General features: G+C 40.2%; 15 protein-coding genes. All 15 read right to left on the bottom strand.

The features are described 5' to 3' along the window. Nucleotides 1-731 (bottom strand): hypothetical protein (locus QZ548_RS01890; protein WP_295867769.1); only part of this gene is annotated, 731 nt, incomplete at its 3' end. A 156-nt stretch (nucleotides 732-887) separates the two neighbouring features. Next, entirely contained in the window at nucleotides 888-2,201 is a 1,314-nt protein-coding gene (locus QZ548_RS01885) for an MFS transporter (RefSeq protein ID WP_295867767.1), read from the bottom strand. Between the two features lie 241 nt (nucleotides 2,202-2,442). Then, nucleotides 2,443-2,799 carry a cupin domain-containing protein gene (locus tag QZ548_RS01880; protein ID WP_295867765.1) on the bottom strand — a complete coding sequence of 119 codons (357 nt, stop codon included), beginning with the start codon at nucleotides 2,797-2,799 and terminating at the stop codon, nucleotides 2,443-2,445. A 28-nt stretch (nucleotides 2,800-2,827) separates the two neighbouring features. Then, nucleotides 2,828-3,703 carry a DUF4261 domain-containing protein gene (locus QZ548_RS01875; protein WP_105084877.1) on the bottom strand — a complete coding sequence of 292 codons (876 nt, stop codon included), beginning with the start codon at nucleotides 3,701-3,703 and terminating at the stop codon, nucleotides 2,828-2,830. A 15-nt stretch (nucleotides 3,704-3,718) separates the two neighbouring features. Continuing rightward, a complete protein-coding gene (locus tag QZ548_RS01870; protein ID WP_105084878.1) occupies nucleotides 3,719-4,222 on the bottom strand; it encodes a hypothetical protein in 504 nt (167 codons plus the stop codon). 248 nt (nucleotides 4,223-4,470) lie between these two features. Further along, nucleotides 4,471-6,018, bottom strand: coding sequence for a citrate lyase subunit alpha (gene citF, locus QZ548_RS01865; protein WP_295867762.1), 1,548 nt, complete (start codon nucleotides 6,016-6,018; stop codon nucleotides 4,471-4,473). Continuing rightward, on the bottom strand, nucleotides 6,008-6,973 hold the full coding sequence (locus QZ548_RS01860; protein WP_004695279.1) for a CoA ester lyase: 966 nt from the start codon (nucleotides 6,971-6,973) through the stop codon (nucleotides 6,008-6,010). The genes citF and QZ548_RS01860 overlap by 11 nt, the downstream gene beginning before the upstream one ends. Further along, the gene (citD, locus tag QZ548_RS01855; RefSeq protein WP_005385629.1) at nucleotides 6,973-7,242 is read right to left on the bottom strand and encodes a citrate lyase acyl carrier protein; all 270 of its coding nucleotides are present in this window, start codon (nucleotides 7,240-7,242) and stop codon (nucleotides 6,973-6,975) included. The genes QZ548_RS01860 and citD overlap by 1 nt, the downstream gene beginning before the upstream one ends. 105 nt (nucleotides 7,243-7,347) lie before the next feature. Further along, nucleotides 7,348-8,748 (bottom strand): DASS family sodium-coupled anion symporter, encoded by a 1,401-nt coding sequence (locus QZ548_RS01850; RefSeq protein WP_105094138.1) that lies wholly within the window; start codon nucleotides 8,746-8,748, stop codon nucleotides 7,348-7,350. Nucleotides 8,749-9,142: 394 nt separating this feature from the next. Next, nucleotides 9,143-10,054, bottom strand: a complete 912-nt coding sequence (locus QZ548_RS01845; protein WP_119209073.1) for a LysR family transcriptional regulator — start codon at nucleotides 10,052-10,054, stop codon at nucleotides 9,143-9,145. An 11-nt stretch (nucleotides 10,055-10,065) separates the two neighbouring features. Then, a complete protein-coding gene (locus QZ548_RS01840; RefSeq protein WP_295867756.1) occupies nucleotides 10,066-10,809 on the bottom strand; it encodes a Bax inhibitor-1/YccA family protein in 744 nt (247 codons plus the stop codon). A 35-nt stretch (nucleotides 10,810-10,844) separates the two neighbouring features. Then, nucleotides 10,845-12,593 (bottom strand): pyruvate kinase, encoded by a 1,749-nt coding sequence (gene pyk / locus QZ548_RS01835; RefSeq protein WP_295867753.1) that lies wholly within the window; start codon nucleotides 12,591-12,593, stop codon nucleotides 10,845-10,847. 146 nt (nucleotides 12,594-12,739) lie between these two features. Beyond that, entirely contained in the window at nucleotides 12,740-16,147 is a 3,408-nt protein-coding gene (locus tag QZ548_RS01830) for a DNA polymerase III subunit alpha (RefSeq protein ID WP_295867749.1), read from the bottom strand. Nucleotides 16,148-16,158: 11 nt separating this feature from the next. Beyond that, nucleotides 16,159-16,926, bottom strand: coding sequence for a M48 family metallopeptidase (locus tag QZ548_RS01825; protein WP_367113067.1), 768 nt, complete (start codon nucleotides 16,924-16,926; stop codon nucleotides 16,159-16,161). A gap of 166 nt (nucleotides 16,927-17,092) precedes the next feature. Continuing rightward, nucleotides 17,093-17,694 (bottom strand): hypothetical protein (locus QZ548_RS01820; RefSeq protein WP_295867743.1); only part of this gene is annotated, 602 nt, incomplete at its 5' end.

Genomic DNA, 17,694 nt, shown 5'->3' with positions numbered 1-17,694 from the left:
CCCATAACACCAAAGCCCATGGCATCCAAAGTGTACCCCTTATGAATACCATCATTTGTATTTAAATAATCTCGTAACTCTGCTTCACGAGATGTATCAACCCAGCCTAATTCCAATACTCTACTAACCAACGTATCTTCAGCAGCCTTATAAGCTTTATTTGCAGCTATAAGTCCCTTATCTGGAAAACCTTGAACATCCTCTTGATATCCAAAGGCTGTCACAACTATAAGTTTTCCCGTTCCATACTGATTCTCATAAGAAATAATCGGATCTGCTACTGTAATAACTTTCTCTACAAAAGGATTCCATAATATTGAATCAATATAATGCTCTTGAGTTTTATACTCTACAATATATTTAGTCTCACCTACATCATTACCGGTCGGTTTTATGTTAACCATACCATCATCATGAGTAAGAATATTAAAATCCACGTAACATGCTGATACATAATAACCGACTAATATAGGCTTCAATTGACTCTGTAAGTTGTCTATCGTCTTATGTTGTTCTAAATCATCAATATATTTAGCGCGCCCTAAATTCTTAACAGCTAACTCCCATGAATCATAAGGACCTGAAACTTTAACAACGTCACGGTTGTACACTGCAATTTTCTCAAAGGCAGCTCTACCTTCACCCGTCGGATCTTGTAAGGATATGGCACTTACAGATACGCCTAGTGTAAAAGTTGTTAATACGGTTGCTAATAATAACGTTCTATACATAGTATCCTCTCTCTATTTACTGTAGATTACATTACTCTTATTATACATAAAACAATATATTTACTAAAAGAAAAAGAGCTATATATTTATTCAATATCCGTCATAGAAAAGAATAAAAAATATAGCTCTTTTAAATTTGTAATTTTAATATTTAACTTAGTCGTCTTTGTGTTCCATAGATTTTGGTAATGTCAAAATCAATAGAGCTGCAAGGAACATGCAGGCCCCCATTACATAGTAACCGTAAGTAAAGCTACCTGTATGACCATTGATGAAACCAAGCATGTAAGGACCTACCCAGCCCCCCATGTTACCAGAGGAGTTAATAAGGCCCATCGCACCCGCCGCAGCAGCACCGGATAAGAATGTAGTTGGCATAGTCCACCATACACCCATGCCACCGTAAACGCCTACAGCAGTTAAGCAGATAAAGAATAAGCTAATTTCTGGGGATGGACTATGTGGCGTTGCTAAGAAGCCAATAGTACCAATGAATAATGTTGTAGCAACATGCCAACGTTTTTCATTGCACTTTTCAGAGGAGTAACCACAATATACTTGTACAAGTAATGCAGCAGACATTGGAATCGCAATAGACCATGCTACAACACTTGGTGGCCAACCAGATAAGCTTTTAAGCACTTGAGGCATCCAGAAGCTAAAGCCCCAGAAGCCAATAACCCATAAGAAGTAAATTAACGCTAAACGCAATACTTTTGGATCTTTTAAAGCTTGCCATGTAGTATATTTCTTTACAGCTTGCTTTTGTTGCTCTTCTTTTTCAAGTTCAGCCTTAATATAGGCTTTTTCTGCATCAGTTACCCAAGACGCATGATCTGGACGTTCTTTCATCCAGAATGCGAAAATGAACGCAAAAATTACAGCAGGAATAGCTTCAACGATAAAGAGTGTGCGCCAGCCATGAAGGCCAAAGAATGTTGTATCAAGTAAGATACCTGCCAATGGACCACCGATGATATTAGAGAACAATAAAGATGTTAACATCAAGGAGATCGCCTTTGCACGTTCCTTTGGCAAGAACCAATTTGGAATCAATAATGAATAAATTACAGGATATAAAGAGGCTTCACATAGACCAAGGAGGAAGCGATAGATATAAAACTCCAATTCTGTGGTCATCGTCGTCATAAGAATACAGACTAGTCCCCAACTAAACATAATACGTGCCACCCAATGCATAGCATTACAGCGAGCAGCTATTAAGGATGCTGGCACTTCAAATAAAACGTAGCCAATAAAGAAAATACCGGCCCCCATACCGAATACCTCTGGTGTTAACCATGGTAAATTCTCTTTCATGGTCAAGCCTGTATAGGCAATATTAACACGGTCTAAGAAGGCAATGATGGAAACAATAAATAAAGGTAAGACTACGTGTAGCATACGCCGCTTTGTAAAGTCTTTGAAATCGATGGCCCCACTTTGAGGCTCTGGTGTAGATGAGTTCATATAATTCCTTTCTACTACTTAAGATATTACATACCTTACTATCTTAAGAAAACAAAAGTCCTCTGTCAATGGAATTATATAGAATATAGAAATAACAAATAGGAATAGTAACACCAAAATAATAGCCTTTAAAAATAGAAAAAGGATATTTGCTAGGAATGACTGTATAAAACAAAAAGCACTTTATAGTATAAATATATCTCTATCACAAGATAAGAAAATACTATAAAGTGCTTTCATATTAATTTGTACTAACAGGATCATAATCAGCAGGCACAGGAGCAACGATACTCACAAAGACAATATCTTCCGTTCCAGTATTTTTTGCACCATGACATTCACCCTTTTTAGATACTATAACTTGCCCCTTTGTAAAAGGCACCTCTGTATCAGGTGTTGGATAAAATACACCCTTGCCTTGCAATATAACCCATATATCATCAGAGTTATGATGGTAATGCTTTGGTAAGGTTTGACCAGGTTTAATAACCCATACTGAACCACCTGTGGAATCAGTTTGATAAAATGGAGTCCTAACAGCTTTCTCCAAACTTTCAACTTTCACAAGTTCCATGTCAAAAATACGTTGATTACTCATAATGCTCACACCTTTCATCGATTAACAACTAACGAGTACCCGATGCATATTCTCCCATATTAATATCTATAACAGTTCGAACAGGTTGAATTAAGGAGTCCTCATACTGAACCGCCCATTTAATATCTGGATTCATATCTCCATTTTCTAAGCCTGCAATCGTTTGCCCGTCATCAATAGGATTATCGTGCTCAAAGATATAATACAATACACTATACGCATGATTTACAATTTCATCGGGGTTCATACCGTGAAAGTGATACTGCAAATCAGGGTAGAATAAGGTGTTCATACCTATCGTATCAACCATCATGTCATCTGTGCCTTGAATGCTAAAATATCGTACATTTACGGCATAATAAATAAAACGTGTTACAGCTTTATCAGGATGATTTTCAATGGTTTCTCGACTTAAGAACTTACGAGATGGACCAAAGACAACGGCCTTACAGGATGGATATAACTCTAACAACGCATCTACATATTTCACGAGCATATCAGCTCGTTCTTTAGGTTCTAAACCCGAAGCTAACATGTCTGTAGCAAATACTCTATATTGGCACTCATCTAGCAAGTCATCTACATTTGGACAATCCCAAACCTGACTACGTGTAAAATCATCTAGTACAGGTTTGTCGATTTTTTCACAATTCGTCACCATCAAGGTTGGTGAAATATCTGCATCGTTATCCTCGTAATGAACCTTATAATTCTGAGGTGCAAAACCAGCAGATTCAACGCCATAACTAAAGCAATCAACAGGACCTAAATGCTTTGTGAATACCTCTACCATTGTATCTCGATTAGGCATATCACACTGCTTTGGCATTAATAACTCAACGAAAAACAAACCGCCAGGGCGAACAGAGTTATCTGTTAGATCTTGTTTAAATACTTGAGTCATACACGCTCTCCTAAATTAAAACATAATGTAAAATATATCTTTCACTTTATAGTATATCAGATGTTTATAAGTACTACAATTACGTAACCACTGTTTCATAAATAATAAATAATCTATATTTCTACTACATGTTAGCGTAATATCGATATACTGTGGCATCACGATTATATAATCTAAAGATAATGACTCATACTCAAGTTCAAACGTCTTATTATTCTCCAAGGTTTGTAGAAATCGCGCATATAAATAATCAATACTTTCAGAATGATTACCAAGTTTGCAATTTCCCATATCAAATAGGTTACGATAGGAAGTGTCCCCTGGTAGCACAGACATCCAATCTAAAGCATATTCTGATACACCGAACACCGTTTTTTCAGGATTAGGTCCATCTAAATCATCCTGTAACCAAGCAGATATTATTTGGTACATATTTAGTGTTTCATATTCGCTTACATCACTATAAAACTCACTTAGCCCCTCTAGGTCAATCTCTAACTTAGCAATACAACGATACATAGAAACTACCTCCTAAAGATCTCCAATCTTCTTATAGTAAAAGTATAACTATATCTATGTACCATTTTTATCTCATTAAGTTTTGACCCTGTATCTAAAATTAACACTAAATCATTTATAACTACAAAAAGACCCTCTCCATAAGTCCGAGAACTATGGAGAGGGTCTTTATATTATCTAATCAGCATAGGATGATGAGCCGATGGCCTACCTGTTACGGTTTCCCTCGAACTCTCAGCACTACTTAATTATAGAGGTTTGCGAACCACATCGATGATAGAGCCATCGCGGTATTCTACGATTGCCACGATGTCTTCGTCTCTGTCAGATACAGGGATATCTTGTGGTTTACCAACTAAGTCGAATGCTAATTGTTGTAATTCTTCAATTGTGAAGATCGGCAAGTTGCTATCTTTGAAGCGTTCAATCAAATCAGTACGAGCTGGGTTGATTGCGATACCGTATTCAGTAACGAGTACGTCAACGGAGGAGCCTGGTGTAATTACAGTAGCTACTTTGTCACGGATCATTGGCAAGCGGCCACGGATCAATGGACAAGTAATAACTGTACATTTAGCACCTGCTGCTGTATCGGAGTGACCGCCAGAAGCGCCCATCAATACACCGTTGGAGTCAGTCATTACGTTTACGTTGAAATCAAGGTCGATTTCAGTAGCACCAAGGAATACTACGTCTAGGTAGTTTGTAGTGCAGTCAGTCCATGGGTTAGCGTACATGGAAGCGGACATCTCGATGTGTGCAGGGTTTTTATCCAAAGATGCAGCTGCAGTAGTATCGAATGTTTGAGTATCGTAAATAGCACGAATCAAGCCTTCTTCAAGCATACCAGTCAAGATACCAGTAGCACCACCGATAGCGAAGCCACCTACTTCACCGCGTTTGCGAAGTTTTTCAGCAATGAATTTCGCTACAGTCAATGGAGCACCACCAGCGCCCAATTGGAATACGAAGCCATCTTTAATGATGCCAGCTTGGTCAAGGAATTCACCAGCTAATTCAGCAATTTTAATTTGGATAGGGTTTTTAGTGAAACCTACCGCACCAGAAGCGATACCTTCTGGATCACCAATGCTTTCAACCTCAACAACATAATCTACATCAGTTTGAGGGATTGCATAGTTGTGTACATAGTCAACCAAGTTATCAGTGATGATAACAGTTGTGTCTGCATAGTGGGAGTCAACTTTAGCATAGCCAAGTGCACCACATGCGGATTTACCCATACGACCAGTAGCATTACCGCGTGGATCAGCTGTAGGAGCACCCATAAAAGCTACGTCGATATGAACTTCGCCAGATTCGATAGCACGAGCACGACCACCGTGGGAACGAATTACTACAGGGCGTTTTAATACGCCTGGGTTTTGAGTTAAGAATTTACCAAGACGATCGCGCAAGCCAGATGTTTCGATAGCTGTTACAGTACCATCTTGAATCATTTCTACCAAGAATTCATGGCATGGGGACAAGGAAGAAGACGCGATTGTAATGTCTTTAATGCCTTTTGCTTGAACGCGTTCCATAACCATTTTCATTACATAGTCGCCATTGCGCAAGTGATGATGGAAGGACAATGTCATGCCATCTTTTACGCCAGCTTTTTCGATTGCTTCATCGATAGAAGCAAGTACTTTATTTGTACCAACACGGCTCATGTGTACAGGTTTACCTGCGCGATGAGCTTTAGGTTCAATTGCGAATTCACCTTGATATACTTCGCGACCTTCTAGTGCTGGGATATTTGTTGGGATATCGCGACCTACTTTATTTAACATCGTATTCTGCTCCTTCCTCTAATTCAACTTTAATGCCTGCTGCACGTGCTTTATCAACTACGCGTTGTGCACGAACTACGATAGGACCATCGATCATTTTACCATCTACGGAGATTACGCCTTTATTGTTGCGTAATGCATCTGCATAGCTGTTCAATACTTTAACAGAATGAGCGATTTCTTTTTCGTCAGGAGTGAATACTTCGTGGATAATTTTGATTTGGCTTGGGTGGATACAAGATTTGCCATCGTAACCCAAAGCTTTAATGAATTCAACTTCTTCGCGGAAACCTTGTGGGTCTTTCACGTCAGAGAATACAGTATCGATTACGCGGATACCTGCTTCGCGTGCTGCATGAAGGATTGTTTGACGAGCGAACAACAATTCAACAGCTGGTTTATGTTTACCTGTACGAAGGTCAGCACGGTAGTCTTCAGCGCCAAGAGCGATAGCTACTACGCGAGGGCCGTGACAGATTTCGCGAACATTGTACAAGCCACGAACGGATTCGATAGCTACGATAATGTTGATTGTACCTTCTGGCCAACCGTTAGCTTTTTCTACTTCTTCAATTTTCTTTGCTACGATTTCAACTTCAGAAACATCTTCAGTTTTAGGTAAACGAATCATATCAGGTTTAGCTGGAACGATTACATCAAGATCGTCATAGCCATAAGGAGTTTGTGTAGGATGGTTGATACGAACAACAGTTTCTGCACGGAATTTACGAGATTTCAATGCTTCTGCAGTTAAAAGACGAGCTGTATCCTTTTCTGTAATAGGCACGGAATCTTCGATATCGATCATGATGGAGTCAGCGCCGTGAATGTCAGCACTGTTAATCATTTTAGGTGTATTACCAGGTACGAACATCATGGAACGAGACAAGCGTTTTTTAGCAGCCTCTGTTAATGGATTTGTTTTAACTTCTGGGAATGTTTTATCGTTAGCCATTATGCTTTGCTCCCCCTTTCCAATGCGCCTAATACGCGAGCTTTAATTGTGTAATCCCAAGCATTTTTATCTTGTACGATTACTTTCACGCCATCAAAACCAGCTTCTTTCACTGTGTTCAAGATAACGGATTTAATTTGGTCGCCGTATTGACGGATAACTTTGGATGTTAATTCAATTTCGATACCGCTAGCAATCGGTTCAACCGTTACTAATGCATCATTTTTTTCGTCGAAGCCAGCTTGTGCAGCTTTTACTAATTGTGCCATGTTGCATCCTTTCACTAAAAATATATCAAATGGCAAAGACCAGACGTGTCGCGAATGTCTGGTCCGTGCCGCTAAAACAATGTTGATTATAAAATTATATGGTGATTAAATCATACCGATGAAAGTCCACCAAGGAATACCTACTACGAAGAGTAGAATCCAACTCAATACTGCTAAGATAGCACCAGCAGTCCACCAGTCTTTCAAGTTATTGTAACCTGCAGAGTAGATGATTGGACCAGGGGATGCACCGTAGTGAGTTACGAGACCGCCAAATGCGTTTGTTGCAAGCAATACAAGACCAAACATAACTGGATTTACGCCTGCTGCCATACCTACAGTTAAGAATACTGGAAGCATAGATGCAATGTATGCAGTACTAGAAGCGAATAAGTAACGAATTACAACGCTAATAGCAGAAAGAATTAAGACAACTACGAGTGGAGATACATCGAGTGCCAAGTTTGCTTGCATATATGCTGCAAGCCAAGCAAAGAATTTAGCTTTTGTTAAAGCAGTGGATAAGCCAAGGATAGCACCGAACCAGATGAATGTGTTCCAAACAGCTTTAGTTTGAACCATGTCATCCCAAGTGATGATACCAGCGAAGAACACAATAGTCATAGCTACTAATGCTACTGCTGTTGGGCTCAAGTCAAAACCGATGGAAGGCAATGCCCAACCGATAAGAGCAAGAATAAATACAACAGCCAAGATTTTTTCAGACATTTTCATAGGTCCTAATTTAGCAAGACCATCAGCAGCTAATTTCTTATTATCAATTTTTACTGCTTCAGGACGGTCGATCCAGTAACCTACAAGTGGCACAAAGATCAACATTACAAGACCAGGAAGAGCTAAAGCTAAAGCCCATTCAGCCCAAGTCATATTTAGACCAGTGATTTTAGTAACAAAGTCCAAGGCCAACACGTTTGGAGCCATAGCTGTTAAGAACATGAAGGATGTAATTTTTGTTACGAAATAGCCATTCATCAAGATGAAGGAACCACCGCGTTTAGCAGTATCGCCAGGATAGGAACCGATAGATTCAGCGATGGATAAGTTAATTGGATATACGATACCAGCCGCACGTGCTGTGTTAGAAGGTGTAGCTGGAGATAATACTAAATCAAGAAGTGCTGTTACATAACCAAGACGTAATACAGTAGAACCGAATGCGTTAATCAAATGGTAAGCAACGCGGTGACCAAGACCAGTTTTACCAAACGCAACGCTCAAGGAGAATGCAGCGATGATCATCCACAATGCAGTGGAGCCATAACCTACCAAGATATCTTTTGCATTGTCTAAGAATAATGCAGATGCAGATAATACAGCTAATAAAATAATTTGAATTGGGTAAGGTTTTAAAATCAAACCTACGATACCTGCAATGTAGAAGCCTAAGAGGCGCCACGCCGTATCAGTGAGCCCATCTGGTGGAGTTGTAAACCAGAGGACAACAGGGATTAGCACAATAAGTGCTAGTTTTAAGAATTTTTCCATGTTTCTTCCTTTCTTAAAAACATAGGCATGTAATCATCCTAACACTACCCCAGAAATTCGTGATACGCGACTATCAGCTATTGAACTCTAGGAGTTTTTGTCTACACTCATTATATATGCTTAAAAGAATTATGAATAATAGATTACCTTTATAGGGGTTATAAAAACTTTTATACCTACCATTCATACTTTTTATGCATTTTGAGCATAGATTTGCAGCCCCAAATGAAAAAAATGCATGTATACGTCCCCAAAGGGGGTATACATGCACTTACATGGTCCTGCCTGGCTCTTTCGAGACACCTTTATTATGACTTATTATATCGAAAAAGTCTAATACTGAAATAGCATGAATAGGCAGTTACAAATTCTTATATTGGATCTATTTATAAATCTATTCTTTATATTCTCTAAAAATACTATCATCTACTACGGTATGCTTTTTATAATAATCGCGAACATACTCAATAAATGTTTTAACCACTACAAGATTTTCTGTATCCTTGGTGTACACCATGTTGGTATCACGAGTGATATATGTGCCATCTTTACTACGCAATGGACTTACATAGATATCTCTATCCTTGCAGGATCCAAGGCCCATATAGGTCAGAATCGACCAACCGAGCCCTGCGCGCACAAAGTGACGGCATGTACTCATAGAATTTACATCCATGGCAACACTAGGTGGCTCTTCAAAATGTTCTGCACACCATGTTTCGATAATATTGGCTACGGATGCATCAGTCTGATACTTGATAAATGGTACCTTCTCAAGGGATTCAGGTGGTACTAATTCTTTATAAACCAAGCAGTATGGTTCCTCTAATAGTAGCTCAGACTTACCAGACACATCATAACCGCCACGAGCAAAGGCAACCATACAGTCACCAGTATTAAACATTTTTACCACTTGATGGCTGAATGCCGTCTTAACTTGTATATGCACATCTGGATACAGTTCGCGGAAAGATCGTAACAAGGCGGGCAATTCATAGTCTGCAAAGTTGATAGATGACGCAATTTTCAAGGTTCCTTGAATCTTACCAGAAGCTGAGTTCATAGCATTTTCTAAAGCCTCTTGATCTTGCATCATTCTTTTACAGTAATCATAGAAAATCTCGCCTTGCGCCGTAAGAGCAATCCCTTCAGCAGTTCGCAACAACAGAGAATGGCCTAAGGCTTTTTCCATATGGCGCAACCGATAGCTAAGTGCTGGTTGCGATAAAAATAATTTTTCTGCCGCCCTTGTAATATTGCCTTCATCGACAACGGTGACAAAGGTTTGCCATTCTCTATCGTCCATAGTATCTCCTTTTATCGCTTATTACCAAAGATGCGCAATAAGGATAAGAATAAGTTAATGAAATCTAAATATAGGCTCAAAGCACCTGTGATTTCAATGCGGTCTAAAATTGTCTCATCCTCCATGAGAGCCACTTGTGTCACATTATTTTTAATACGATTCACATCGATAGCCGTAAAAATGGAGAATACTACAACCCCTACATAGCCTAAAACTAGACTAACAGTATCGCTAAAACCACTGAGTACAGCCCAGTTAAAATAGCGAGCTGCCATCATCACCAAGGATACAATGATCATGCCGAGCAAAGCAGCCATTACATACGGTGTAAGGGATGATAAATTGCGTTTTGTAGTAGCCCCTACCACTGCAAAGCCAATGAAGAAGGCAAGAGTACCGATTAACGCAGGAATAACTACTTCAAACACATTATATCGCAAGGATATAAGTGTCAATGTAAGACCATTCAATGCACTATATAAGAAAAACATACCTCTCAATGTCATAACATTAGCTGCATATGCACGCGCACTGAATAGGAATACTACGCCAAGCTCAACTAATAGGATAATATTAAAGTTTTGGTACGCAAAGCGTAGCCAATTAGGATTTGCCAATGCCGCTATACCAACACCGATAGTCGTAAGTAAGCCTACAACCATCCACAAGAAAGAACCTTTTAATCGTTGGGATACGATACTTTCAACCTGTGCAACCTCAGCTGCAGTAGGACCTGTTACATTATATGGATTCATACTATCCCTCCTTATTTAATTATCACTCATAGAAATTATCGAGCATTTGCAATGCCTGCAAACACCTTGCCACGTTCACCGTCGATAGTTACTTCTTGACCTTCTAAAAGCACTTCATGAGCATTTTTAGCGCCTAAAATAACTGGAATACCATAGGTAATGCCCGCAATAGCACTATCGGATGTATAACCATCCTCTACGGCAATAATGCCGCCTGCTCGTTTTGCAATAGTCATCAATTCAGGTTCCATTGTACCTACAACGAGGATGTCGCCGTCTTTGAAGCTTTCATAATTACCTTTATGATTAGCCGCAATGAAAACATTACCTGTTACGGATTTACGTAAAATACCATTACCAGACAAGAGTACTTGGCCCGCGATGTGTACGCGAATCATATTTGTAGTACCTGTTGCACCAGATGGCACACCTGCTGTAACAACTACGAGATCACCAGACTCGATGGCACCAGTGCCAAGAGCACCTGTAATGGCTTGTTTTACCATTTCATCAGAGTTGATGATTTCATGGCCTTTGATAGCCTCTACGCCCCAGCACAATTGCATGCGACGAATTGTTTCCTCATGAGGTGTAACGGCAATAATTTTGCAATCTGGGCGGTGTCGTGCCACGCTAAGTGCAGTATGTCCAGATTCAGTACACGTCAAAATTGCGGCAGCCCCAAGGTTTTGAGCAATGCGCACACTCGCTAAACATACAGCACTTGTAGTAGTCATGTCATCATCTTGACGAGCACGGCTTTTGCTGTCGTAAATAGAGGCTTTTTCTGTTACCTCTGCAATACGAGTCATAGTTGTAACTGCCTCTACAGGGTATGCGCCGTTTGCCGTTTCACCAGATAACATGATAGCATCTGTGCCGTCCAAAATCGCATTGGCTACGTCACTTGCTTCCGCACGTGTAGGACGTGGATTTTGAATCATAGACTCAAGCATTTGTGTAGCTGTAATAACAGGTTTACCCAAGTTATTACATTTTTCAATCATCATCTTCTGTAGAACCGGTACCTCTTCTGCAGGAATTTCTACACCGAGATCACCACGCGCAACCATAAGGCCGTCTGCTACTTCCAAGATTTCATCGATATTTTTAACGCCTTCTGCATTTTCAATTTTCGCAATAATCTTGATATCCTTTTGTTCGGATTCAAGAATACGACGGATGGCTACGATATCTTTACCGCGTTGCATAAAGGATGCTGCTACAAAGTCTACACCTTGTTGGCAGCCAAAGCGCAAGTCCGCTTCATCCTGTTCAGATACAGGTGGCAAGCTAAGCGCTACGCCTGGCACAGCCACGCGTTTACGATTACCGATTTCACCGCTGTTTTGAACGGTAGTAATGATATTATTGCCTTCGATAGCATCGATAGTAAGTGTTACAAGACCATCGGCCAATAAAATTTTATCCCCTACGGACACATCACTTACAAGACCTTTGTGGTTGACGGAGCTAATCTCTTTTGTGCCTTCCACATCATCCGTAGTCAACGTGAATTGTTGACCTGCTTCAAGGAATACTTTGCCCTCTTTAAATAGGCCTAGGCGTACCTCAGGGCCTTTTGTATCGAGCAATAAAGCGATTGGTTTATTAACAATCATCGCCGCATCACGCACCATTTGCATGCGCTCTGCTTGCTCTTCATGAGATCCGTGGGAGAAGTTGAAACGAGCCACGTTCATGCCAGCTCGCATCATATCTTCTAAGATACCAAATTTATCCGTTCCCGGACCTACAGTACATACGATTTTTGTACGTTTCATCTTTCCTCCTATGAAAGTAATTTCTATATTGAATCTTTCATTTCTTATTATAGTAATGCTGGTGAAAGCTATCTGTGCTTCACGCAACATAAGTTATTGAGTAGTAAATATATTTATTCGTTCCTTAATATCTACTTATGCATATATTATTGCACCTCTACGGAGCCATCACCTAAGATAGCTTCAATAGCCTTGATGGATTCATCACTAGGGTCAAAGCACATGTTCGGTGGCAAGTTGATGCGCTTCCGTTGACGGTGCAAGTATAGCGATGTTGGCACAGAGCCTGCTGTGTTCGTTAACATCCGTTTTAAGGCTTCACTATTTTCTGGCGTGTCATATTGGCTATAAATATGAATAGCCACATGTTTCGCCTGACTATAGTTTACCTTTAACGGCATAATGCGGTCTGCAATAATTTGCACACCCTTTTCATCCGCATCAACACGGCCTTTTACCTTTACGATCATATCAACAGCTAGGAACTGTTGACTTTGACTAAAGACCTTAGGGAATGCCACTACGTTAGCCGCACCAGAATAATCTTCGATGCGAAGAATGGACATAACCTCATTTCGTCTCGTCATGCGGTCCGTCTTATTTTTAATCAAACCTCCAAAGGTAATGGTTTGACCATCATATTGCTCTGGATTTTCTACAAGAGCCCCCAGTTCAAATAAGCCTTCTAGCTCCTTCGCATAGCCTTGCAATGGATGGCCTGTAATGTAAAAGCCTGTATATTCCTTTTCATCCTTTAATTTATCGTCTTCCGATAAATCCTCCACATTCGGCACAGGGATGAAGTCAACGGACTCCTCTATATCGCCAAAGAGACTCATAGTGCCCATAGCGGCGTCCTTTTGCTCTTTAGCACCTACAGCTTGAGCGCTTTCATACATGTGCAATAATTGGTTTCTGTTTTCCTTGAAACCATCCATGGCTCCACACCGAATGAGACTTTCAAGAAGTCGTTTATTAACAACCTTGTTGTCCACGCGTTTACAGAAATCTACTATATCTGTATAGAGGCCATGCTCATTGCGCTCGCGAATCAAGCGATCAATGGCATTATCCCCTACATTCTTAATGCCTCCAAGGCCGAAGCGAATGGCATCACCTTGCACGGCGAAGCTGCGTTCAGAATAGTTAATATCTGGACCGAGTACCTTAACATTATGCTTCTTGCAAGCATTGATGTAGTACGTCAATTTCTGCATGTTTTGCATGAAGCTAGTCATGGTCGCAGCCATGAATTCAGGGAAATAGTGGGCTTTCAAATACGCCGTTTGGTACGCGATATACGCATAGGCCGCACTATGTGATTTATTAAAGCCATAGCCTGCAAAGTATACGAGCAAGTCAAATACTTCATTTGCAATGGACTCTTCTATACCATTATTTATGGAACCTTGAATAAAGGACTCGCGCTGCGCCTTTAGAACGGATTCCTTTTTCTTACCCATGGCGCGGCGCATCAAGTCCGCTTGACCAAGGGAGAACCCGCCCATGGCGGATGCAATCTGCATAACCTGTTCTTGATACAAGATTACCCCAAAGGTATCTTTTAGAATTGGTTCCAATATGGGATGTAAATAGGTAACCTCTTTTTTACCGTGACGGCGATCGATAAAGTCCGCCACCATGCCAGAGCCCAAGGGGCCTGGACGGTACAAGGCAACCAATGGAATTAAGTCCTCGAAATGTTCAGGCTTAAGGTCCATAACGAGCTTTGTAATACCTTCCGATTCGAGCTGGAATACACCAGAGGTATCGCCCTTAGTGAGGATATCACAAGCTGCCTTATCATCTAGTGGGATAGCATCTAAATCAAGGTCGATACCACGGTTCGCCTTGATGAGCTTTAAGGCATCCCCCATAACCGTTAAGGTACGGAGGCCCAAGAAGTCCATCTTTAAGAGGCCTAATTCCTCGATGTTATCCTTATCGTACTGCGTAACAAAGCCTTCATCATTGGCATTTTGTACCGGTACATGGTCATCTAGAGGATCTGCTGAAATTACGACACCCGCTGCATGAGTGGACGAATTACGCGCAATCCCTTCTAGCTTTTTACCAAAATCAAATAACTCTTTAACGTTCGCATCAGCTTCGTATAGAGCTTTTAGTTCCTTGCCTTGCAGAGCCTTATCTAAGGTAATCCCTAGTTCGTTGGGAATCATCTTAGCAATGCGGTTTACTTCCGCCAATGGTAAGTCTAGCACGCGACCTACGTCACGGATAACGGCACGAGCTGCCTCTGTACCGAAGGTAATAATCTGAGACACACGAGCTTGGCCGTATTTTCGCGTCACATATTCGATGGCTTGACCACGCTTTTCATAGCAGAAGTCAATATCGATATCAGGCATGCTTACCCGCTCTGGATTTAAGAACCGTTCAAAGAGTAAGTCGTACTTTAATGGATCAAGGCCTGTAATGCCAAGTAGATAGGCTACTACGGACCCTGCCGCAGAACCACGACCAGGACCTACTAAAATGTCGTGCTCACGGGCATAGCGTACATAGTCCCATACGATGAGGAAGTAATCCTCAAAGCCCATGGTTCCAATAACATCTAACTCGTAGTCTAAACGTTTTTGTAATTCTTCAGATATTTCACCATAAAGGCGTGGAATTTCTCGTTCACATACCTTACGCAAATAGGTCTTAGACGTTTCCCCTTCTGGCACATCAAAATGTGGCAAGTGATGTTCGTCGAAATTAAACTCTACATTGCAGCGCTCTGCAATTTTTAAGGTGTTTTCGATGGCACCCGGAATATGTCCAAATAGCTCTGCCATCTCATCCCCAGATTTTAAATAGAACTCATCATTCGGGAACTTTAAGCGGTCTACCTCAGCACGACGACGGCCTGTAGAAATACATACCTTAATATCTTGCGCGTCTGCATCCTCTTTTAATACATAGTGGAAGTCATTAGATGCTACGATGCCAAGACCATATTCCTCACTGAGCTTAATGAGCTCCTCTTGAGCCTTTGCCTCCTCTGGTAAGCCATGATTTTGGATTTCTAAGAAGAAATTATCCTTGCCATACGTCTCGATATACCATTCAATGGATCGCTTTGCGCCTTCCATATTATCTTGCAAAATATATTGAGGGATCTCCCCCTGAATACATGCACTGAGGGCAATTATGCCCTTGCTGTATTGGCGCAATAAATCTCGGTCTGCACGTGGCTTATAATTAAACCCTTCAGTAGAGGCTTTCGACACGATTTTTACGAGATTTCGATACCCTTCCATGGTCTCTGCTAATAAAATGAGATGTTTCAAACGTTCACGGCTGCGACCTTCCGGTTTATCAAGACGGCTACCTTCTGTGACATATACTTCACAACCGATGATAGGCTTAACACCTTGGGCCATACACTCTTTATAAAAATAAATCGCTGCGTACATATTGCCATGGTCCGTAATGGCAAGGGCTGGCTGATTTAACTCCTTCGCACGACGTACCATGTCAGGCAAACGACTGATGCCGTCAAGCAAACTAAACTCTGTATGACTATGTAAATGTACAAATGGCTTCATGGTACACCTCCTTACGGTCTATGTGCAAAATAGATATTTAATGATTTCTTACGGGCTTTCCAATCTGGTAAAAATTGGGCCACTAAATTGTGAAAGTTCTTGGAATGATCCAAATATTTAAAATGGGCAAACTCATGAACCATAACGTACTCAATATACGCCTGTGGCCCCTCTAATAGTCGGGTGTTCATCTTGATGAGCTGCTTTGCTGGCGTACAAGAACCCCAACGGCTCTTCATACGCTGCTGTTTTATAGTTGGCATAGGCACATCAATACCTTGCTTGTGAAAGCGCTGATACACGACCTTTGCCCAATGGACAAAGACCTTCTCCCCTAAATTACGCCAATAACTTTGCATTAATTTATGCTTTGCTTCAAAGGTCGTACCACGAGGTACCACCATAGTAAGGATGGCTTTACCATCAAAGCCGATATGAGGCTTTCCATCCTGCTCAACTAGGCGCAACGTAACGGGAATGCCGAGGATTGATAAACTTTCACCATTCACATACTGCAACGCCTCAACACGCTTGGCATTCAATGCATCAATCTTGTAACGAGCCCGCTCAATGAAGGGCATATTCTCGATAACAAATTTGTCCACCCTATAATCCGGCACATAGGCATTCGCCGACACATGGATCACACCATCCTTTGTAATACGCATGTTCATGTTCTTCACACGCTTGATGGTTAACTCATATTCAATTGTGTCGCCATTATAGGTAATAGACCTAGTTGTTGAAGTATTCATACCTTTTATTTTATCATAAAACACTCATAAAATCGTAAAATTCTAGGTGTTTTAATTGAAATTATTCGATTTTAAGAACATAAAAATAGCAGATAGTGGATTTTAGATTATCAACTATCTGCTATTTAAATAAAATTATTGACACTGCCTAAAAAATGACAACCAAGCTAGTATCGTATACCAAATCATATCACCTCAACTGTATATGATCTTGATAATTAATTACATTTTGAAAGTGATTCAATATCTTTTCATTATAATCAGTATTTAGATATTTGATATTCATATACCACTTACGATTATCTTCAGAACTTAAATCTAATATTAAAAATTTTGATTCTTTTAAGTTCAAATAGAATATTGAAAAATTACTGGAATTAATACCAAACCTTAAGCTCTCTAAAAAAGCATTTAAACTGACGTGTTCATCATTTGATGTATTTGGTAAAATTTGAACAATAGCGGTATTATCAACAATGCCATTAATTCTTAATCGTCTAAAAAGTAAATTATATATTTCACTTTCAGAGTAATCTATGCAAAACCTTTGATTTGTAAATCCCCCCTCTTCCGGCCATTCACTATAAACAAGATACTCATTACTTATACCATTCATTTTATCTAGTTCTAAAATTTCTCCACTTTTCAAATTTAATTGATAATAACCTTCAGATGTATTTAAAATAATGTTCCCATTACTAGTCCAAACCTGATATATATGATATTGATTTCCTGTATAAATAAGAATTTTTTCTAACTTATCTTCAAAAATATTAGTTAAATACCAATCGA

It is taken from the genome of uncultured Veillonella sp., from assembly GCF_915069625.1.
GTDB lineage: Bacteria > Bacillota > Negativicutes > Veillonellales > Veillonellaceae > Veillonella.
This window is presented reverse-complemented; position numbering and strand designations above follow the sequence as displayed.